Below are 20,527 nucleotides of genomic sequence, written 5' to 3' on the forward strand. Positions count from 1 at the left end.
ATACGTGGATGAAAATCTACTTCCAGCCCGAGGCTGACCTAGTGCAATTTGCGTCAACCCTATCTGAGCTGAATGCTGATGCTGAGGTGGGCAGTATTCTAGTCTTTGCTTGCGATGAGAATGGTTGGCTACCCGCCGATCTAGATCCCTTGTTACAAGGATCAGCCAAGCCTGTGTTTGGTGGCATTTTCCCTCAAATCATTCATGGCCTGCAGAACTTCACACAAGGTGCGGTCTGCGTGGGGTTGCAGGGTGAACCGGCGTGGGGGTTAGTGGGGCAGCTCAGTGATGAGGGGGCGAATTATGATCAGCCTCTTACCGCTCTGGCCGATGCTTGGGATGCCCTCAGCGGCCCGGCTACACTGCTCGTTTTGGTGGATGGGTTGGCTGGGCGTATCGCCAGTCTGACAGAATCATTGTTTTTCAGCTTTGGTCTGGATAATAACTTTATTGGCGGTGGAGCGGGCTCGTTAAGTTTTCAACAGCGCCCTTGTCTGCTGACTCCCCAGGGTTTGGTGGCCGATGCAGCCTTAGTGGTGCGTTTGCCGGTGTACAGTGGTGTTGGCGTCAACCATGGCTGGCAGCCGATTACGGAACCCTTAAAGGTCACATCTTCCTTAAAAAATCAGGTGAAATGCCTGGATTGGAAACCGGCGTTTGAAGCTTATCGCCAGGTGGTGGAAAACCATAGTGGTGTGCAGTTTACAGAGAACAATTTCTTTGATATCGCCAAATCCTATCCTCTAGGGATTAATAAACTGGATACCGAAATGATCGTGCGCGACCCGCTGATGCTGAATGAGCAGGGTGATATGGTCTGTGTGGGTGAGGTGCCTGAAGGCTGTTTTGTGCGCATTTTGAATGGCAGCCCGGAAAGTTTGGTTTCCGCGGCGGCTGATGCACGCGCACGTGCTGAAAAGGTCTTTCCACACACGGATCGGCGTGCTCCTGAAGTGGCCTTGTTTATCGACTGTATTTCGCGCGTTCTTTTTCTGGAAGATGGAATTGAAAAAGAGTTTGCCAGTGTGACCACCGAGTTACCTCTGTTTGGTGCGTTTACGCTCGGTGAAATTGCCAACAGCGGTCAAGATTACTTAGAGTTTTACAATAAAACAGCCGTGGTCGGCCTACTGGCTGAACCGCCTGCTGATGAGGTTGCGCCGTGAGGCAAGCTGAAGAAACTGAAGTACTCTATGAGATCTCCCTGTCGATCGGAACCAGTCTGGATCTGTCGACGATGCTGCGCGAAGCGCTGGCGACGGTGCAGCGTATGTTGAATTGCAGTGGAGCGCTGGTGATGCAGGCGGTACCTGCGGCCTGCGATGAGGCGCTGCTTAAGGATGGCTGCTCATTGGAACTGACCTGGCAAGAGTGTTTAGCCATTCCACGGCGTTTTGCCGCGCAAGCCCTCGTGCAACAGCAGATCCAGGCGCTGGCCTTGCCTGAGTTGACTTATGAGTTACCCAGTTTGATGGCACGTTTGCCGCAACAAAAGCAGGAGGGTGAAGTGTATTTTACCCTCTTGGGTTTGCCGGATTTTGGTCTGCTGCTGCTGCAAAGAAAAGGCGGGCCTCTTGCCGAGAGCTTGGTGTTATCTCTGCAAAAGCTGATGGCGAAATTGGCTTCGGCCGCACGTGCCTGCTTATATGAAGCGGAATTGGTTCGCCAAATTCAGGCGGCCGAAGCCGCGAGTTTGGCCAAGAGCCAATTCCTAGCCAATATGAGCCACGAGATCCGCACCCCGATGAACGGGATTATCGGGATGCTGGATCTGGTCTTGGAAACCGACCTGCAGCGTGAGCAGCGCGAGCATCTGGGTTTGGCGCGAATTTCTGCCAGTCATCTTTTAGAGATCATCAACGATATTCTGGATCTGTCCAAAATTGAGGCGGGCAAGCTGGATCTGCAACCGGAGTTAACCGATCTAGTCGAGCTGATTGGTCAGTCGGTCAAGGCGCAAGCCCCGCGTGCTTGGGCCAAAAACATCCAGATACATTACGACCTCGCCTTGGATCTGCCACGTTTTGTGGAAGCCGATTCGGCACGTCTGCGTCAGGTGATAATCAATCTATTGGGCAATGCGGTGAAGTTCACTGACCAAGGCCGCGTGGATCTGGCGGTCAGTTGTGAGCGTTTGAGTGAAACAGCGGGTATCTTCTGTTTGCAAATCCAAGATACAGGCATCGGCATTCCTCCTGAGCGTTTGCAAAGTATCTTTGCTCCCTTTGAACAGGTGGATGCGGCGACCAATCGCAAGTATGAAGGCACCGGCTTGGGGCTCTCGATCACACGCCAGTTGGTTGAGTTAATGCAGGGAGAGATACAGGTGGAGAGTGAGCCAGGGCAGGGCTCTACTTTCCGTGTACGTATTCCGCTACCCATCCATCAGCAAGGCCCCGAGGTCTTAGCACGGCGTATCGATTTAGGCATGCATCGGGTGCTTCTGGTAGATGATGAACCGATGAATCGGCGTGTGATTTCCGCCATGCTGACCATGTTGGGCGTGCAGCACGATCAAGCCGTTTCCGGGCCAGAGGCGATCTTTAAAGCACGTCAAGCGGTTGCGGCGGGCCATCCCTATGGACTGGTGTTGATGGATGCTTGGATGCCGGGGATGGATGGTTATAAAGCCGCAGAGAAGTTGCTGTCTGAGCATTCGCAAAGTCTGACACGTATCCTGATTCTGACCTCTTCCGCCGTATCCGGCGATGCCAAGCGTTGTCGTGAACTGGGCATCTCAGGTTATATGAGCAAACCTATCACCCTCGCGGAACTGCGCAGTGCGCTTCAGGAGCAGCTCGGTCGGGTGGATCGAGCACAGGGGCGACCGGAGCTGCTGCCCAACGAACGTTCTTTGCAAGGGATGCAAGTATTGTTGGCAGAAGATAACCACATTAACCAGCGTTTAGCCTTACGCTTGCTGGAGAAAGAAGGGATTCAGGCCACGGTAGCTGAAAATGGAGCAGAGGCTTTGGATCTTCTGGCCGAGCGCAATTTTGATCTGGTGTTAATGGACGTGATGATGCCGGTCAAAGATGGTTTACAGGCCACCCGTGAACTGCGCCGATTGGAGCAGATGACCGCCTCACGGATGACGCCCGTGGTCGCCATGACCGCGAATGCGATGCAGGGCGATAAAGAGCGCTGTTTAGATGCCGGTATGCAGGGATATGTTTCAAAGCCTGTAAACCCCAAAGAATTATTTGCTGAGATTCGTCGCGTGCTGGTGCCGGTAGAACCGCTGGAAGCCTCCCAGGATTCCCCTGCGCAAAGCATTGATGAACTCTTACTTTTGATGCAACAGCAAGGGGAGGCTGCACTGCCGAATGCCCCTGAAAATGCTATGCTTAAACCCTCTATCTTGTTTGAAAAGGCCGCTTCAGTAATGACCACTCCTCCTCTATACAACTGGGCCCTCGCCGTAGAAATGATCGGCGGTGAAGATGATTTGCTGCTTTCGGTGTTGGAAATGTTTTTGGAAGAGGTACCGGGTTATCTCACCTCGATCGAGCAGGCGGCGGCTAAAGGGGATCTTGAGGCCTTAGGGCGTGCGGCACATACCTTGAAAGGTTTGCTCTCGACCTTTTGTGCCGATGAGCCGAGTGCTGCAGCTTTAGAGTTGGAAAAAGCGGCAAAGGCCGGTGCCGATGTCAGTGTGCCGGTGAGAAAATTGGAAGAGATCATGGCGCTTCTGCTGCCACAGTTACAACTTAAACTTCAGGGTTAACTTTTTGAGCCACAAAATGATCGACTCCATGTCTGGCGAAGACAATCGTTACTGTATCGCACTGCAACCTATTTTTGATGGCGAATTTTCTCACGTTGCGGATGAGCTGCTTTACCGCGCGCATGGCGGTGCGGAAAAAGCAGATATCACTGATCCCTTAACGGCGACGGCCCGTGCCTGCAGTGCCGCTTTTTATGAAATTGGCCTGCAATCTTTGGTTGGGGAACGGCGTTTATTTCTGAATGTCTCGCGAGATTGGCTGGAAAATCCAGACCTGATGCCCTTGCCGCCGCAACAGGTGGTGATTGAATTGCCGACACGCTTGCAGGTTGATGAAGTCGTGCTGGCGTGTCTCGACGCGCTGCGCCAAGCCGGTTATACCCTGGCGGCAGACGATGTGTTGCTGGAAGCTGAACCTGAATTGTTAAAGCAGCGTGTACAGATGGTCAAGGTCGATGTGCGTCGCGCCGATGCCTTTAAATGTTTAGACCACTATCGCCAACAGCAGCTGACGTTGCTGGCCGAATTTATTGAAACTCCTGAGCTGTTAGAGCGCTGTCGTGTGGCTGGATTTGATCTCTATCAAGGTTATGTCTATGCCTTTCCCGAACAGATCTTGCCACCCTCGAGTGGTCGCAGTACTAACCGCTCTGCCGATCTGCGTTTGCTTCGAGAACTCTGCCGACCGGAACCGGCCTTGCCGCTGATTGAAAGTTTGCTGGCGCAGGATCCACACCTCTGTACCCTCTTGTTCAAACGTGTGAACTCGGCTTCAGCCAAACGTGTGGCACAGGTCACACAGTTACAGCAAGCGATCATGATGTTGGGATACGATCGTGTGCGTGCCCTGACGGCTACTCTTCTGCTTGCGGATAATCAGCCAGTTAAACGCCCCTTGGTGTTTCGAGCTTTGGTGCGTGCAGAGCTGGCACGTCGTTTGGCGCATCGAGTGCAGGAGATGAGCCCGGATACCGCCTTTACTTTGGGTCTCTTCTCACTGATGGATCAGATCGAAGGGATTGCGATGGATAAGTTGACCGAGGATTTAGGCTTTGATGGAGAGTTGGCCGAAGCCCTGCTGTATCAGGCTGGAGATCTCGGCAAAATTCTCAAGGTGATCGACTCCTTTGAGCGTGCACGCTTGGACCGTCGTTCCTTGAAACTCGTTGAAACCTTAAATCGAGAGTATCTAGGCAGCGTTGCTTGGGCTCAGGAGATCATGAGTATTGAGGATTAATCTCCTCGGCCTGGATCGGATTTGTCAGTTTCCTGTTTAGCTGCTTCACTTAACAGCAGTCATTGACTTGTTTCGCATGTCACAGGAAATCAACATTATGTCAAAAACTGTCTTAATTACCGGTTGCAGTCGTGGCTTAGGCTTGGAGTTGGCCTATCAGTATGCCCGCGATGGCCACCGTGTTCACGCCTGCGCTCGCGAACCCGGGCGCAGTGAAGCGCTGCTTGCGCTAGTCGCCAACTACCCGGAACAGATCAGCCTGCATGGGCTGGATGTGACCTCAGATAGTCAGATTAAAGCCTTAGACCGTGCCTTGGGGGATGAGCGCATTGACTTGCTGATTCATAATGCGGGTTGTTACGGCCCACGCGGTGTGAGTTTAGGTGAGTGGGAGCGTGAGAGCTGGCGTCAGGTCTTTGAAGTGAATACCTTATCCCCCTTGTTGTTAACGCAAACTCTCTTGTGGCGTGTGGCTTCAAGCCCAGGAGGCAGTATCGCGTTTATCAGCAGTATTATGGGGAGCCTGGCGGAAAATGCCGGAGGCGGCAGCCTCTATTATCGCAGCTCCAAGGCGGCCTTAAATCAAGCTGCGAAAACCCTGGCTGAGGATTTGCGTGAGCGGGGTATTTGTGTAGTGGCTTTGCATCCAGGCTGGGTGAAGACGGATATGGGCGGGGAGTCCGCACTGCTGACCCCTGAAGAAAGTGTCAGTGGTTTACGTCAGCTTTTAGACCGTCTGTCCTTACGTCAATCGGGGCGTTTTTTTCATGTCGAAGGTCAAGAGATCCCTTGGTAGAACTACCTAATAAGAATGTCTAAGTCCTATCGGACGCTAGGACACTGTTATTCTTGAATTGACTCGGTTAGGATCGAGAAAAAAGTAGCTGCGTAGTCGAGATGATCATCCGTCGATCGAAAGCGTCACAAGCCAATATCTAGCCAGTGACCGATCCAGCGCAAAGTATTTGAGGATAGAGATTGGGCAGCTTAGGGTATGTGTTCGCCAGTTTGATACTGGCAGTTGCCTATAGTGCAAGTGCCGCTTTGGTAATGGGTACGGGCTTACATGCCCAGATCGTTCCGCTCTGGGTGCCCGCAGGCATCGCTTTAGCGGCCGTCTTGCGCTTTGGTATGGGAGTGTTACCCGGTGTTTTTCTCGGGAACCTCGCGTTTAATTTTTATCTGACCTCAAGTTGGGTGGACAGTTTACTGGCCGCCAACCTTCTGAGTAGCTTGATGATCGCTTCAGGTGCCACCCTGCAAACGGGATTGGCTAAATACCTGATCGATCGTTTTGGTGCCAATCCTCTGCAACCTAGCCACCACCACGGATTGTATCGATTCATCCTGTTTGCAGGTTTAGTCACCTGTACCCTGAATGCGACTCTTGGCACGCTATCGGTTTATTGGATCGTAGAATCTCCGGGTAGCGCGGGTTTTTTGAATGACTGGATCAGCTGGTGGATGGGGGATTCGTTTGGCGCCATTCTCGTCACCCCACTGGTGCTGGCGCTGTTAACCCCCCGCCATGAGATGCGACTGAAACGCTGGTTGCGTTTAGTCTCACAGCTGTCGATGGTGATTCTTGCCATCCTGGCACTGAACCATATTTTCTTAAGCCATCTGCAAACTCAGCTGAATCGAAGTTTTCAGCAAGATATCCGTATGCTGGATGCACAAATCAAAGCGGTGGTGCAGCAGAATCTGTCTGATCTGACCAGTTTAGAATCTCTGGTTTTGCCGGAAGGACGCCCTGATCCCGAGGCATTCCGCACCCGTGTACTGGAGATCCAAGCCCGTAATCCTTCGGTGCTTGCCTATTCCTGGGATCCTCTGGTGCCGCAGCATGAGTTGGAAACCTTTGAAGCCGAAACCAGACGTTTGTTAAACCGCCCTGATTTTGCGGTGTACGGCGCCTCACTGCATCCTGAAGATCCTTTTGTTCCCGTCCAGTTTGTTGAACCTCTCGAGTTAAATGCACCGGCTCTGGGATTTAATTTGTTATCCCTGGATGATCGCCGACGTTGGGTGTTGCAAGCACAGCGCAGTGGTCGCCCCTTGGCGACACAGATCATCAATCTTACGCAAGCGCCTAAAGAGCCTGGGATGTTGATTCTGCATCCTGTCTACCAATCCCAAGAGACGAATCCGCTTCTCGGCGATAAGCGTTTAGTGGGTTTTATGGTGGGTGTGTTTACGGTTGAACGTATGTTCCGCGCCGCCTTGCAGCAGATAGGCTTGCAGAATATTGAGTTTGCACTGAGCGAGCAGAATGTAGACCAGCCATTCTTTACCACCGCAGAGTTACCCCAGCAGTCGCCACTCTATTCGCGCTTTTTACTTGATGTTGCGCAACAGCGTTGGGCAATTGAAGCCTACGCCGGTTTGGATTACATGGCGATGCATCCGGCCAGTAATGCACAGTTGATGCAAACCCTCTTGGTTGTGGTGGGGTGTATGGGTGCCTTGTTGATTCTGGGTATGCATGACCGCGAACGTACCCTCATGGCTCAGGTCCATCGGCGTACCCAAGAGTTGGCACATCAGGCCCGACACGATGATTTAACCGGTTTACCGAATCGTTTCCGTTTGATGGAGGCCATTCAACAGCGCTTAACCTTTATGCCCGAGCTGCCCTTTAGTGTGCTTTTTATCGATCTTGATCGCTTTAAAATGATCAATGACAGCTTAGGGCATCAAACTGGAGATAAGCTGCTGCGGTTGATGACAGAGGGCTTGAGTCGGCGTTTAATCGAGGGCAGTGAGCTTTACCGCACCGGAGGTGATGAGTTTATTTTAATCGTGAATGGTGATATTCCCCATGCCATTCAGGAAGCCGAGCGTTTCCTGCATCTTTGTTCCCGTCCGGTCGAAGTGGATGAGCATCATCTGCAATTAACCGCCAGTATCGGCATCAGCCATTATCCCGAGCAGGGCGACAGCCTGGATACCCTGATTAAGCATGCCGATACAGCCATGTATCGCGCCAAAGCGCGCGGTAAGAACTGTTACGAGATTTATGACCAGGGGCTGACAACCGCGGCGGTACACAGTTTCCATCTGGAGCAGGATCTGCGTGTGGCTCTGAAAGAGCGTCAGTTAGTGCTGCACTTCCAACCTCAGTTCAACCTCAAGGATACGCACCTGTGTGGCTTGGAGGTGCTGGTACGTTGGCAACACCCGGTTAAGGGACTATTACCTCCCGGGCAGTTTATTGATCTGGCGGAGGAAACTAATCTGATAGTGCCGATGGGTTGGCAGATTATTGAGATGGCCTGTGAACAGATTCTGATGTGGCAGGAGATGCAGTTGATGGTGCCGCCGGTGGCGATCAATATCTCCCCGCAGCAGCTACTGGAAGCGGATTTCCTTGAGCATATTAATGAAATTCTGGCGCGTTACGGCATCACGCGTTCCCAGTTTGAGCTGGAAATTACCGAAAGCTTAATTATGCAAGACCCGGACTATGCCATTGCGCAGCTGCATGCGCTGCGCGAAGCCGGTTATCGTTTAGCCCTGGATGATTTTGGAACCGGCTACTCCTCCTTGAATCGCCTTAAACATCTGCCCTTGGATCGACTTAAAATCGATTACAGCTTCACGCGTGATATCGGCAAAAACCCGCGTGATGAAGCGATTATCACCACGGTGATCGCGCTGGGGAAAAGTTTGAATATCGAGGTTTTGGCAGAAGGGGTCGAGACACAAGCACAGTATGATTTCTTGCGGGCACAGGGCTGTGACAGTGTGCAAGGTTTTATGCTGGGTAGACCGGTACCGCGCCATGAATTGGAGTTGTCGCGCATCGCTTAATCGGCTTTGCGCGTTCCAATCTGTACTGCTCCAGTCTGTGTTAGAGCCAACCCTTGTAGCGGAAGAAGAGGTAGGGCGTGACCCCCGCCATCAGCATCATGCCTAAGGCAAAAGGATAGCCTGCCACCCAATGTAACTCCGGCATAAATTCAAAGTTCATTCCATAGATACTGGCAATCATGGTCGGGGGCAGAAAAACCACCGCCGCGATTGAGAAAATCTTGATGATTTTTGCCTGCTGGATGTTGATAAAACCCTGAGAGGTATTCATCAAAAAGTCGATCTTCTCAAAGATGAAGGCCGCATGCGCCATGAGGGTATCTAAGTCGCGCAGTATCTCACGACAACCTTCTTGCACTTCAGGGTGTTGGCGGATGTTGCGTAACAAAAAAGACACGGAACGCTGTGTATCCATCAAACACAGACGGATTTTACCGTTACTGTCTTCCAGCTTGGCCAGCTTATCCATAGGCTCACCCAGTTCTTCATCCCGATTCGCTAGAATCTCACTGCTAATATCATCCAGATCACCCAGTAGATCTTCCAACTGATCGGCCAGGTTATCCACTTTTAACTGGAAAATAGAGGTGAGGATCTGCAGGGGAGAGCCAGCTTCGACCCAGCCTCGGCGTGAGCGCAGGCGCAACAGACGAAAATCCGCCAAATCAACATCACGAATGCTCAACAAGACATCAGGTTTCAGCGTAAAGGCAACGGTGGCGGTACGATGGCGACCTTCGCTTTGGTAGAGGAACAAGGAGTGGACGTGTAGATCCTGGCCTTCAATAAAATAGCGTGCACTGGACTCAATTTCTTCCACATCCTCCACTTCCGGTAAGCTTTCCGGATGCAGTTGTTCAACCATGTGGATCTCATCTTCTGAGGCTTCCTGCAAGTCAATCCAACTTGACTCACGTAACTGACGCAGCTCTTGCGTCAGCTCTTCCATATCCAGTGGCTGCTCACGCAGCAGGCCGTTATGCAGTTGATAGCTTCGAATCATGCCGCCTCGCTTGGTTTAATTCACAATCGATAGAACAAGATAACAGGTATATGCGACAAACGTGAGAAACAGAGCGCCACCCTCAAAACGATTAATACGCCCAGTGCCCGGCCCACGAAAGCCATAACCCATAATAAAGAGAGAGAAGGTGAGTGCTGCCATAATCGGCCAATCGCGCCAAATCACTTCGCTGGGCACCGATAGAGGGGTGATGAGACCCGCTAAGCCAACCACGGCGAGCGTATTAAAGAGGTTAGAGCCGATGACATTGCCCAGTGCTAGATCATTCTCGCCTTTACGTATCGCGGCTAAGGCAGCGGCCAGCTCAGGCAAAGATGTTCCTACGGCGACCACCGTCAGGCCGATGACCAGATCACTCACGCCAAGGGTAGAGGCGATGTTAATGGCGCCCCAGACCAGCGCGCGTGAGCTGATGATGAGTAAGACAAGCCCGAGGAGTAACCAAAAAAGCGCCATGCCTCGACTTAGAGGGGTTTCACTCTCAAGTGCTTCCTGCATATCCTGGCCCAGGGTGTCTTTATGCTCCTTCATGCCCTGATAAACACTCCAGCCCATGACCAGTGCAAAAGCGAGCAGCATCAAGGTCGCATCCAATCGTGATATTTTACCATTCAGTAAAAGAGCGCCTGAGATCAGGGTGACCAGCGCCAGTAAAGGAATTTCACGGCGCAGCACATCTGATTTCACCGCAATCGGGCTAATCAGTGCCGTGAGGCCGAGAATTAAACCGATATTGGCAATGTTGGAGCCATAACCATTGCCCAGAGCCAACCCTGGATTGCCTTCCAGTGCCGAAATGGCTGAGATAAAAAGTTCTGGAGCCGAAGTGCCAAAGCCGATAATCACCATCCCAATCAGCAGTGGCGGCATGCCGGCATAGCGCGCTGTAGCCGCCGCCCCATCAACAAAACGATCGGCACTCCAGACCAGTACCGCAAGACCGACGACGATTGCAATCACAGAGAGCAACATGATGTTGAATGACTCCACTCAGGGTTGGGAAAAATTAGCAGTTTACGGAACAGGTGTTATCCAAGCGCGCTAGATCGTCTGTAGAGAGCGCATCCTGGCTGGGTTTGAGTTGAGCCAGGATCAGCTCAGCCCAAGGCGGTAAGTCGGGATTGAGTCGATAATATACCCACTGTCCACGCCGCTCATCCAATAGAATTTGATGCGTGCGCAGCAGGGCTAGGTGGCGAGAGATTTTGGGTTGAGACTCTTGTGTCGCTGTCATCAGATCACATACACAGAGCTCACCTTTACAGAGCAAAAGATTCAGGATGCGCAACCGTGTGGCATCTGCTAGGCATTTGAAAAAGACCACTCTGTCCATCGTTGTCGCTCACTTGTCACGGGATGCTGATTATAAACTGAATCCCTGGGGCTTTTCCTCTTGTGCTTCAAGAAAAGTCTGTTAGAATGCGCAACCTCAATACACAGCGACCGCCTTGCGACTGTGTCTTGTGTCAAAACGGTCAGGTGTCCGAGTGGTCGAAGGAGCACGCCTGGAAAGTGTGTATACGGCAACGTATCGAGGGTTCGAATCCCTCCCTGACCGCCATTAACTTATTAATCAATAAGTTACGTCAAAATTTATCGAAGATTACATGATTGCTCTCTGGTGTGCCACTTGGAGGGGGTCGGACCTGCCAATAAACCTCTCTTCTCTTCAAAAAAACCTTCTATATCTATCCTATCCGTCGGCTCTTATCTTCTCCTTTCTGAATCTATTTCCAGCCCTTGGTGCTAATCGGTCTGTAATCCAACTTGTGATCTACTAGAGGTCCGTTAAAAATGGGGGGTTACCGGGTGTCTTTGCGTTGATGTCGAGAGATTGTCTTGAGCTGGCCTGATCATTCATCTATCTGCCGAATCTATTGATCGGGCATCGCTCTTGATTAGGAGAAAAAATGAAAGAAACATGCCGCCTATATTCAGATCTTGCTTGGCTTTGGCCTTTGTGGGGAGAAACGAGCAGCGAATATGCCGATTACAGCGAGCAGGTCACAACCTTGATTCACGCTTACGCACAAGGTGAGGTAGCGACTTTATTGGTGATAGGTTGTGGGGGTGGAAAAAATGTCTTCAACCTCAAGAGAACCTTCCAGGTTACGGGGCTGGATCTAAGTCCAACAATGCTCGCGCAGGCCCAAGAATTGAATCCAGAATCAACCTTTATTCTGGGGGATATGCGGACTTTTCGTCTGGATGCTTGTTTTGATGCTGTACTCATGGATGATGCGATCGCACATATGAATAATCGAGCTGATTTTGAGGCTGCTTTAGAGCGTGGTTATGCGCATCTAAATCCCGGTGGTGTGCTGGTGGTGACGCCAGATCTGACACCTGAGAGCTTTGAGCAGAATAAGATCACAACTTATACCGTTAAGCGTGATGATTTGGATGTTGTATTTATTGAGAATATATATGACCCTGACCCTTTAGATGATCAATATGAAACAACGATCCTATATTTGATTCGAGAGCAGGGAGTACTACGTATTGAGACGGATCATTGGTCTATGGGGATCTTCTCTTTAAATGCCTGGCGAGATGTATTGCAGAAAGTAGGATTTAAAGTGCATGAAAAGATTTATAGGCAAGATGATCAAGATTACACACTGTTTGCCTGTGTGAAACCACTTTAAAAGGCGTATTAATCAGGGATGGAGAGTGGGTTTAAATGGCCATGAAAAATCAGGAGCGATAGCAGCTCCTGATTCAGGTTCAACTTTTTAGATATCACACTGGAAAACAACCGCGTAGCGATTGATCTGACCGGAACTGTCGCTGAGTTCTAAAGTCGAGTGATGAGCGGCACACTCAAAATCACAAGGAAGTTCTTGGCCAGCGGTGATACGTAGATTGATCCCCTGGGAGCTGGCCGTCACCTGCTCACCCGATGCAACCAAACGATCGCCCTGGGGGTTGAAAAGAACATCTTTGCTGTTGATTCCAAAGGTCGCGGGGGTAATCGGATAATCGAACTCAGTGATCAATTAGATTGAATTTGTTGATTTTTTGCATCCGGAATGTTGGGTGAATAGGTTTTTTTGAGGAAATTTTCTTCCGTGCAGAAACGGGTCTTCGGTATCCTTCGTACTCTATAAAATGACCAAAATAGAGTTGGCGACAGGTGGAGAGATCAGGGGGAGAGTGGTGCGCAAGAAACCCGAGAAGCAGGCGTGTGAGCTGTGTCAGCGTCGTGCACTTTTGACTTTTCATCACTTAATTCCACGTAAAGTGCATCGACGTGCACGCTTCCAAAAGCATTACACGCCGGAACAGCTCCAGCAGGGGATTTGGGTTTGTTATCCCTGTCATCGTGCGATTCATAAACGCCATGACGAGATGACATTGGCATTGCAATTCAATAGTCTAGATCAATTAATTTCAGATCCTGACTTGGCAGCCCACATCACTTGGGTCAAGAAACAGAAGGTACAATGTTGAAAGCTGTTTTTCGGTTGTCCGCTGCATTTTAGGAAAAACTCCTATAGATCTCTGCGTGGGTCGAGTCATAATAAGCGCCATGGATCTCCTGTTCACGGACCGATTTGATGGGAAGGCGATCAGCATGCCAAGGAGCGAGGAGTGCAAGGCTTAATTGCCTGGCGTGCACGGAAAAGGAAGCCAACCTAAAGGGAGACTGATGGATCAGTCTCCCTTTTGTCTTTTATGGACTGTAAACTTTTATCTCTCTACCCCATCTAGCTTCCGTTAAAAATTTGACATCTCTGTATGTTTTCCTCCTTTGTCATCCTAAGTAAACATTGACTCCTAGATACAATGCTTGAAAATACAAAGCTGAGCGCGTGAATTGATCGCCTCACTTTTTTTCAGATTGCGTATGCAAGGATGTAAGTTGCATGACCTACCCTGCTTCAACTGGCCAGACACCTCGTTTTGAAATTTTCCCTTGGAGTCATCACTTCAATACAGGAATAGAAGTGATCGATGCTCAACATCGTCAGTTGGTGTTTTTGCTCAATCAAATGGCAGAATATGTCATCGAAGGGGCGAGTGAGGCGGAGTTAAAAGCCCTCATTGATGAACTGGCTGACTATGCGCAATACCACTTCTCAACCGAAGAAGCGATTTGGGCGCAGGCCTTTGCGCAAGAATCCAGTTTTGCTGATCACTGCCATATCCATCAGGAGTTTTCGCGTAAAGTATTGGCGTTACAGGCTGAGCAAGCCAGTTTGCATTGTGCCTTGGATGATATCTTCGGTTTTCTGACACATTGGTTGGCATTTCATATCCTTGACAGTGACAAGCGTATGGCACTGACACTCAAGGCGGTGGAGTCAGGCGAGAGTCTGCCCAGAGCCAAGCAGTTGGCGGCAGAGGAGATGAGCGGCACCCTCTCGGCACTGATCGATGCAGTGTTATCCATGTATCGAAATCTCTCTGAGCGCACTCTGGATTTGATGCGTGAGAAAAAAGCACGTGGCCAAGCCGAAGATGCGCTCAGGGATCTGGAATCTCAGGTGCTGGAGCGTAGTCAGCATCGTTATGAAGTGTTGTTTAACTCGATCCCCGATGCTGTTTTTGTCGCCGATATCCTGACCGGGCAACTGATTGGTGCCAATACTCAGGCCGAAGCGATCATTGGCCTTAAGCTGCAAGAGATACAGCAGCTGCACTTTACTGATCTGCATCCAGATAGTGCTAAAGCCGAGAACGAGCGTCATTTTTCTGAACTCTTAAAGCATCCTGGCGAGATCCGCGTTTTTGAAACGCAACTCTTACACAGCAGTGGCCGTTGTATCGAAGTGGAGATTCACGCTGGCGGGCGTTACCGTGAAGGGGAAGCTTCGGCGATGGTGGCACTGATGCGCGATATCACGCAAAGACGCGAGCAGGCGGCCGAAAAAGATGCTGCTCTGCAAAGGCTACAGGAAGCTGAACGGATTGCCGGTGTGGGGCATTGGCACTACGACTGGCAAAAAGATCAGCTACAGGCTTCCGATGAAGTCTTTCGGTTATTGGAATCCAGTGTCGAGACGTTTGCCGGCAATTTTCAGGCCTTTGTGAATGCTATTCACCCTGAGGATCAGAATGCGTTTACTCAGGTGTTTGCCGATTCTCTGACACAGTCAGATTTGATCGGCGAGTGTGAGCATCGAGTGCAAAGTGCTACGGGTGCGGTGCGTTATGTCAAAGAGCGTTTTGAGCATCAAGCTAATGCCGCAGGTGCCGTGCTTTTTACCACCGGCACCATCCAAGATATTACCAGCAGTGTGCTCTATCAGCAGAAGCTCGAATACTTGGCGTTTCATGATTCACTCACGGCCTTGTATAACCGTGTCGGAATTTCACGTTATCTGGATCAGCGTTTACAAGCCGCTCCCCAGACACCTTTGGCGGTGGTTTATCTCGATCTGGATAATTTCTCCGAAGTGAATAATCGTTTAGGTGATCTGTGTGGGGATGAGTTGCTGCGTGAAGTTGCTTTGCGTCTGCGTTGTTTTGTGCAAGATCAGGAAGGTTTAGCACGTCCGGGCGGAGATGAGTTTGTACTGATCTTAGAGCGTGCTCAGGAAGATGAGCACTTTATTCAGAGGCTAGAGCAGCTACTCGATCATTTGCGTGAGCCCTATGAGCTGCAAGGGCAGCCGCATCTCAGTCAAGTCAGTGCTGGCATCAGTTTTTATCCACAAACCCTAGAAGTGAGCGCGGATACGCTGATTCGCCAGGCCGATCAAGCAATGTATCTGGCCAAGGTTCAGGGCAAAAACACCTATGCGTTTTTTGATTCTGAGCATGAGGCCAGTCGGCGCTCCTGGCACCAGCGCCGTGCAGAAATTGAGGTGGCGATTGCTGAGAATCAGTTTGTGCTTTATTACCAGCCCAAGGTCAATATGCGTACCGGTGAACTCTTGTCACTGGAAGCGCTGATTCGTTGGCAGCATCCAGAGAAAGGTTTGTTACCACCGGGTGCATTTTTACCTGATATTGAAAATGATTCGATTTCACTGGCCTTAGGTGAATGGGTGATTGCGCAGGCCTTAAACGAGATCGCGTCTTGGCAAACCCAAGGGGTGGCAATTAAAGTCAGTGTTAATATCGGTTCCTTACAGTTCCAGAGCCGTGATTTTCCCGAGCGCTTACAAAGCCTCTTGGCCGCTTGTCCTGGCGTAGCCGCTGAGGCTCTAGAGTTGGAAATTCTGGAAAGCAGTGCTTTGGAGGATTGGCAGCTGGCCTCCGCAACCATGCATGCCTGCTTAGCCTTAGGTGTGAGTTTATCTTTGGATGACTTTGGCACAGGGTATTCCTCACTCTCTTACTTAAAACGCTTGCCCGCACAAACCCTGAAAATTGATCGCGCTTTTGTGCAGGATATGTTGGACGACCCAGATGACTTAGCCATTCTGGAAGGGGTGGTCGGGCTGGCGAATGCCTTTAGACGTAACGTGCTCGCAGAGGGGGTGGAAACTCTGGAGCAAGGCGAGATGCTGATCCAGCTGGGTTGTGAATGGGCGCAGGGTTATGCCATTGCCAAGCCGATGCCGGCTGATCAGGTTCTGCCCTGGTGGGAGCAGTGGTTACCGGATGCCAGCTGGCGTCGTTTGCAACCCGTAAGACGCGATAAGCTCGCGGTACTCTTTGCCATCGTTGAACACCGAGCTTGGATTCGCCGTTTACAGGTGGCGTTAAAGCAGCAAGCCGACTGGCCGCCAATGGATCCGACACGCTGTCGTTTTGGTCAGTGGTTGGCAAAGCAGTCAGGCACGACCCCTGAAGAGGTTGAGCTGCTGAAAACCTTGCAGTATCAGCATCTCAATATTCACCAATTTGCTGCCGAGCTGAAAGCACAGCCGCAGCGATATGCCGCTGAAGAGGCGAGCCTGTATGCGTACCGTGATCAGCTGGTGGAAACTTTGAAGTTGTATCTGATGAATTCCAGTACTTAACACCTGAGTGTGGTGGGTTGGCTTCTCATATGAAGGCTGGCTCAGATAAAGCGGGAATCTATGATCTATTTAGGGAGAGAATGATGAAAAACAATGGACCTGTCACACAACGTGAACAGCATTTTGACGCTGATGAAAAGCTGATTTCATCGACCAATCTCCAAGGCGTGATTACGCATTGTAATGATGCTTTTCAACGTATAAGTGGTTATTCACGTTCAGAGCTGATTGGCCAGAATCATAATCTAGTGCGCCACCCCGATATGCCAGCGGAAGCTTTTGAGGTGATGTGGAACCATCTTAAAGCTGGGCGTCCTTGGATGGGGTTGGTTAAAAATCGTTGCAAAAATGGTGACCATTACTGGGTGAGTGCCTATGTTACGCCGATCACAGAGCAGGGACAGGTGGTCGGGTATGAGTCGGTTCGTTCCTGGCCATCTCGTGTGGATGTGGAGCGGGCCGAACAACTGTATGCTCGCCTTAATCGTAAGCGTCGTCAGTTCTCTCTCCCGAGCTATCTCAAGCAGTTTTTATTAGCACTCATCTGCATTTTGCCTGCTGCTCTGCTCGGGTATTGGATCTCTTCACTAGCCAGCACCCTATGGCTGGCCCTTGCAGTCTTCCTTTTTGGAGGGCTGCAATATCTACAACATCGTAAAGATTTAGATCTGATCAAGCAGGAGCTGCAGGGTGTATTTATGCATCCCTTGGCGGCAAATACCTATACGAATCAAAACGGTATCACGGGTAATATCATGGTGGGGGTGATGAGTCTGCGTGCTCATCTGGATGCTGTTTTAACCCGGATAGAAGATGCTTCGCGCCAAGTGGCTGATCAATCCAGAATCGGTTTAGAGCTTTCGGAAGCGGCTCGAATAGAGATGATGACACAAAGTCGGCAGACGGAGTTGGTGGCGACGGCGATGCATGAAATGTCTCTAGCGATACATGAGATCTCACATAATGTTCAAAAGACTGCAAACCAGGCCGATGTATCACGCAACCTAGCTGGACAGGGTGGCGAGATAGCGCGTATTACCTGTAGCTCAATTGAAGAGTTACGCAATACTGTCTCTGCCATTGGGCAGGCGGTGCAGCAGCTGGCGGAACAAACGGGTGCGATTACGCAAGCGGCTAAATCGATTGAGGATATTTCAGAGCAAACCAATCTTTTGGCTTTAAATGCTGCGATTGAGGCAGCACGTGCAGGCGAGCATGGCCGAGGTTTTTCTGTGGTCGCTGATGAAGTGCGTCTTTTGGCAGGCAATACCCGTGAATCTGCGCAGAATATTCGGCAAATTGTCGAAAGTTTAACAACGCAAGCCAACTCTTCTGTCGTAGTGGCCAATGAAGGTACGACCGATGCAGAAGTAGGATTAGAGCGTGTGATTGAATCTGAAAGTATGTTGCAAAGTATCGCGGAAGCGGTGAATCAGATTTCCTCCATGTCTGAGCAGATGGCAGCGGCTGTTGAAGAGCAGGCGTTAGTTTCAGAAGAGGTGAATCGACAGGTGAAGGATATTTCTGAGCTGGCTGAACGTAGCTTAATGCGTACAGAGGAGAGTGCGGAAAGTATCCGGAAATCACAGCAGGTGTCGAATCAGTTACATGAATTGGTGAATCGCTTTAAACAGTAACCTAATCCATCTCTTTGCACCAAAATCACAGGGGAAGACCGATGCAGACTCTCATGCCACTTTTTAACGCTAAAACAGAGATCACGGAATCGGTATTAAGAACGATTGCCCATATGCCCACCTCAAGCTTACCGGTCCTAGTGGACGATGCGTGTATGCAGGCATGGAGTGATGCCACGTTTATGCGTTTGGCGGTTCTTCTCGCGGAAAAAAGTTACCAGGAAGGTGGCTGCCCCATCGGGGCTGTGATTGTTGATAACCTGACTCGGCGTATTCTCGGAAAGGGGCATAACACCTTGGTTCAGGAGGATCACCCTTACAACCATGGTGAGACTTCTGCGATTCGGGATGCGGGGCGCATCGATTTCAGTCAGACAACCCTGTTTACCTCTCTGAGCCCGTGTGATGTTTGTGCAACCCTGCTGTATCGACGTGGTTTCGCTCGGGTGGTGGTGGGGGATGTGACTAACGCCTCGGGGAATGAGGCCTTATTACGTACTCAAGGCATTCAAGTGGATGTTCTAGAGGACCCAAAAGGTATAGACCTCTATGTACGCTTTCGTTCCGAGCAGCCTGAATTAGAAATGGAGGATTGGCAGGGGGTGAGTGGCCGATTGCGTTATGATGTTTGATCATCTATAAAGAGTTATAAGGATTATATAAAAAGTTATAATTCTTTGGTGTTTTTGAGCTTTTGCAATCCAGTCCATTCAACTAACATTGGCCACAAGCTAATTTGCCATAGGGCTCATTTGTCGCATGGCTAGGTCTGCAAAAATTTAAGCATCCGGCTCACATCATCAATGTTAAGTGAAGCTGAAATAAATTTTTAGCATTTAAGATCCAAGCTAATCATTTTACGTATCAATTATAATTATAACTAAAGTAGAGAGGTCGCCATGAACAACCCTAGTCAAAGCATTGATTGCATTAAAGCTCACTCTTTGCAAAAGGCTTTGGAAGCCAAGGTAGTGGAAGCTATGCTGGCACAGCGCGATGGAGACATTGAGCGTTATTCCCAACTTTGGGAAGAAGCCAATCAAATGAACAAAGAGCTTGTGTTGCTGCAGTAACACAAGCTCCGATCTTCTCAACTTGAGCGCTGCTTAGCGCTCAAGCTTCCAACGCAGGGTTTCACCTGCTCGCAGTGGGACAATAATATCCTGGCCAAAAGGCATCTCATCTGGCACCTGCCAAGACTCTTTCACCAAGGTGATTTGATCGCGATTACGTGGCTTGCCATAAAAATCCGCGCCGTGGAAGCTGGCAAAGGCTTCAAGTTTTTCTAGAACCCCTAAGTCTTCAAAAATTTCAGCATAGAGTTCAATGGCGGCATAAGCGCTATAGCACCCTGCACATCCGCAGGCGCTCTCTTTTGCGCCCTTGGCATGAGGCGCCGAATCGGTGCCGAGGAAAAATTTGGGGCTGCCACTGATCACTGCCTCTTGCAGTGCCTGTTGATGCAGGTTGCGTTTCAAAACCGGTAAGCAGAAGAGGTGTGGGCGTATGCCGCCGACCAACATGTGATTACGGTTGTAAGCCAGATGTTGCACGGTGATGGTCGCGCCTACGTTGGCTCCCTGTGATTGTACAAATTCGACGGCATCCTTGGTGGTGATATGTTCCACCACCAGCTTCAGCTTAGGATGGCGGGCAGCCAAGGGGCTGAGAATTTCATCTAAAAACTCTTTTTCACGATCAAAGATATCAACATGATGGTGCGTGACTTCGCCATGGACCAGCAGCGGCATACCGGCTTCCGTCAGTGCCGCACAGATCTCATCGAGTTTGCTTAGATCGGTCAGGCCGGAATCAGAGTTTGTCGTAGCCCCGGCAGGATAGAGTTTGACCGCCACGACCTTACCGGTTGCTGCCGCTTCGGCAATCACTTCCGGTGTGGTGTTGTCCGTTAGATAGAGGGTCATCAGCGGTTCAAATTGGCTCGATGCAGGGCGCTGCGCCAGAATGCGATCATAATATGCCAACGCCAGCTTCGCATCCGTCACCGGCGGCTTGAGGTTCGGCATTACGATCGCACGCCCCATCTGCATCGCGGTCGGTGGAACCACGTGTTGCAGTACTTCACCATCACGTAAATGAATGTGCCAATCATCCGGGCGCGTCAAAGTCAGGCGTTGTGTCATGATTCAATCCAGTCTAAAAAATTGATTG

General features: G+C 50.5%; 16 protein-coding genes and 1 tRNA gene. 12 read left to right on the forward strand and 5 right to left on the reverse strand.

Annotated features, from left to right (window positions below):
* The first annotated feature begins 8 nt into the window (after positions 1-8).
* From E1H14_RS10190 to E1H14_RS10210, 5 genes are all read left to right on the forward strand, one after another.
* A complete protein-coding gene (locus E1H14_RS10190; protein WP_149391369.1) occupies positions 9-1,166 on the forward strand; it encodes an FIST signal transduction protein in 1,158 nt (385 codons plus the stop codon).
* Positions 1,163-3,727, forward strand: a complete 2,565-nt coding sequence (locus E1H14_RS10195; protein WP_149391370.1) for a response regulator — start codon at positions 1,163-1,165, stop codon at positions 3,725-3,727. The genes E1H14_RS10190 and E1H14_RS10195 overlap by 4 nt, the downstream gene beginning before the upstream one ends.
* 4 nt (positions 3,728-3,731) lie before the next feature.
* Positions 3,732-4,964, forward strand: a complete 1,233-nt coding sequence (locus E1H14_RS10200; protein ID WP_149391371.1) for an EAL and HDOD domain-containing protein — start codon at positions 3,732-3,734, stop codon at positions 4,962-4,964.
* A 97-nt stretch (positions 4,965-5,061) separates the two neighbouring features.
* A complete protein-coding gene (locus E1H14_RS10205; RefSeq protein WP_149391372.1) occupies positions 5,062-5,760 on the forward strand; it encodes an SDR family oxidoreductase in 699 nt (232 codons plus the stop codon).
* A gap of 182 nt (positions 5,761-5,942) precedes the next feature.
* Positions 5,943-8,777 (forward strand): bifunctional diguanylate cyclase/phosphodiesterase, encoded by a 2,835-nt coding sequence (locus E1H14_RS10210; RefSeq protein ID WP_149391373.1) that lies wholly within the window; start codon positions 5,943-5,945, stop codon positions 8,775-8,777.
* A 40-nt stretch (positions 8,778-8,817) separates the two neighbouring features.
* On the opposite strand, the gene corA is transcribed toward E1H14_RS10210, so the two are convergent.
* Genes corA through E1H14_RS10225 form a run of 3 tightly spaced genes read right to left on the reverse strand, consistent with a single transcriptional unit; the run spans position 8,818 to position 11,134 of the window.
* Complete coding sequence (gene corA, locus E1H14_RS10215; protein ID WP_149391374.1) at positions 8,818-9,780, reverse strand: magnesium/cobalt transporter CorA; 963 nt, start codon at positions 9,778-9,780, stop codon at positions 8,818-8,820.
* 15 nt (positions 9,781-9,795) lie between these two features.
* Positions 9,796-10,773, reverse strand: a complete 978-nt coding sequence (locus tag E1H14_RS10220) for a calcium/sodium antiporter (RefSeq protein ID WP_149391375.1) — start codon at positions 10,771-10,773, stop codon at positions 9,796-9,798.
* A gap of 34 nt (positions 10,774-10,807) precedes the next feature.
* Positions 10,808-11,134, reverse strand: a complete 327-nt coding sequence (locus E1H14_RS10225; RefSeq protein WP_149391376.1) for a metalloregulator ArsR/SmtB family transcription factor — start codon at positions 11,132-11,134, stop codon at positions 10,808-10,810.
* A gap of 140 nt (positions 11,135-11,274) precedes the next feature.
* Here E1H14_RS10225 and E1H14_RS10230 point away from each other — a divergent pair.
* Together E1H14_RS10230 and E1H14_RS10235 are read left to right on the forward strand one after the other, a co-directional pair.
* A tRNA-Ser gene (locus E1H14_RS10230) sits at positions 11,275-11,362 on the forward strand.
* 349 nt (positions 11,363-11,711) lie between these two features.
* The gene (locus E1H14_RS10235; protein ID WP_149391377.1) at positions 11,712-12,449 is read left to right on the forward strand and encodes a class I SAM-dependent methyltransferase; all 738 of its coding nucleotides are present in this window, start codon (positions 11,712-11,714) and stop codon (positions 12,447-12,449) included.
* An 87-nt stretch (positions 12,450-12,536) separates the two neighbouring features.
* On the opposite strand, the gene E1H14_RS10240 is transcribed toward E1H14_RS10235, so the two are convergent.
* Positions 12,537-12,800, reverse strand: a complete 264-nt coding sequence (locus E1H14_RS10240) for a hypothetical protein (protein WP_149391378.1) — start codon at positions 12,798-12,800, stop codon at positions 12,537-12,539.
* Between the two features lie 160 nt (positions 12,801-12,960).
* On the opposite strand from E1H14_RS10240, the gene E1H14_RS10245 reads away from it, so the two are divergent.
* The 5 genes from E1H14_RS10245 (at position 12,961) to E1H14_RS13190 (ending at position 19,428) form a co-directional block, all read left to right on the forward strand.
* The gene (locus E1H14_RS10245; protein WP_149391379.1) at positions 12,961-13,254 is read left to right on the forward strand and encodes a hypothetical protein; all 294 of its coding nucleotides are present in this window, start codon (positions 12,961-12,963) and stop codon (positions 13,252-13,254) included.
* A 416-nt stretch (positions 13,255-13,670) separates the two neighbouring features.
* A complete protein-coding gene (locus tag E1H14_RS10250; protein ID WP_149391380.1) occupies positions 13,671-16,718 on the forward strand; it encodes a bacteriohemerythrin in 3,048 nt (1,015 codons plus the stop codon).
* An 83-nt stretch (positions 16,719-16,801) separates the two neighbouring features.
* A complete protein-coding gene (locus E1H14_RS10255; protein ID WP_149391381.1) occupies positions 16,802-18,355 on the forward strand; it encodes a methyl-accepting chemotaxis protein in 1,554 nt (517 codons plus the stop codon).
* A 41-nt stretch (positions 18,356-18,396) separates the two neighbouring features.
* Complete coding sequence (locus tag E1H14_RS10260; RefSeq protein WP_235017439.1) at positions 18,397-18,987, forward strand: nucleoside deaminase; 591 nt, start codon at positions 18,397-18,399, stop codon at positions 18,985-18,987.
* A gap of 267 nt (positions 18,988-19,254) precedes the next feature.
* A complete protein-coding gene (locus E1H14_RS13190; RefSeq protein ID WP_200834089.1) occupies positions 19,255-19,428 on the forward strand; it encodes a DUF6435 family protein in 174 nt (57 codons plus the stop codon).
* 33 nt (positions 19,429-19,461) lie between these two features.
* On the opposite strand, the gene pyrC is transcribed toward E1H14_RS13190, so the two are convergent.
* Positions 19,462-20,499 carry a dihydroorotase gene (gene pyrC, locus E1H14_RS10265; protein ID WP_149391382.1) on the reverse strand — a complete coding sequence of 346 codons (1,038 nt, stop codon included), beginning with the start codon at positions 20,497-20,499 and terminating at the stop codon, positions 19,462-19,464.
* Between the last annotated feature and the right edge of the window lie 28 nt (positions 20,500-20,527).

Source organism: Nitrincola tapanii (assembly GCF_008368715.1).
In the GTDB taxonomy this organism is placed as follows: domain Bacteria; phylum Pseudomonadota; class Gammaproteobacteria; order Pseudomonadales; family Balneatricaceae; genus Nitrincola; species Nitrincola tapanii.

Coding starts and splice junctions, on each gene's coding strand:
- pyrC (WP_149391382.1), bottom strand. CDS start 20,499: ATGACACAACGCCTGACTTTGACGCGCCCGGATGATTGGCACATTCAT.
- E1H14_RS10260 (WP_235017439.1), top strand. CDS start 18,397: ATGCAGACTCTCATGCCACTTTTTAACGCTAAAACAGAGATCACGGAA.
- E1H14_RS10220 (WP_149391375.1), bottom strand. CDS start 10,773: ATGTTGCTCTCTGTGATTGCAATCGTCGTCGGTCTTGCGGTACTGGTC.
- E1H14_RS10250 (WP_149391380.1), top strand. CDS start 13,671: ATGACCTACCCTGCTTCAACTGGCCAGACACCTCGTTTTGAAATTTTC.
- E1H14_RS10225 (WP_149391376.1), bottom strand. CDS start 11,134: ATGGACAGAGTGGTCTTTTTCAAATGCCTAGCAGATGCCACACGGTTG.
- corA (WP_149391374.1), bottom strand. CDS start 9,780: ATGATTCGAAGCTATCAACTGCATAACGGCCTGCTGCGTGAGCAGCCA.
- E1H14_RS10235 (WP_149391377.1), top strand. CDS start 11,712: ATGAAAGAAACATGCCGCCTATATTCAGATCTTGCTTGGCTTTGGCCT.
- E1H14_RS13190 (WP_200834089.1), top strand. CDS start 19,255: ATGAACAACCCTAGTCAAAGCATTGATTGCATTAAAGCTCACTCTTTG.
- E1H14_RS10190 (WP_149391369.1), top strand. CDS start 9: ATGAAAATCTACTTCCAGCCCGAGGCTGACCTAGTGCAATTTGCGTCA.
- E1H14_RS10255 (WP_149391381.1), top strand. CDS start 16,802: ATGAAAAACAATGGACCTGTCACACAACGTGAACAGCATTTTGACGCT.
- E1H14_RS10205 (WP_149391372.1), top strand. CDS start 5,062: ATGTCAAAAACTGTCTTAATTACCGGTTGCAGTCGTGGCTTAGGCTTG.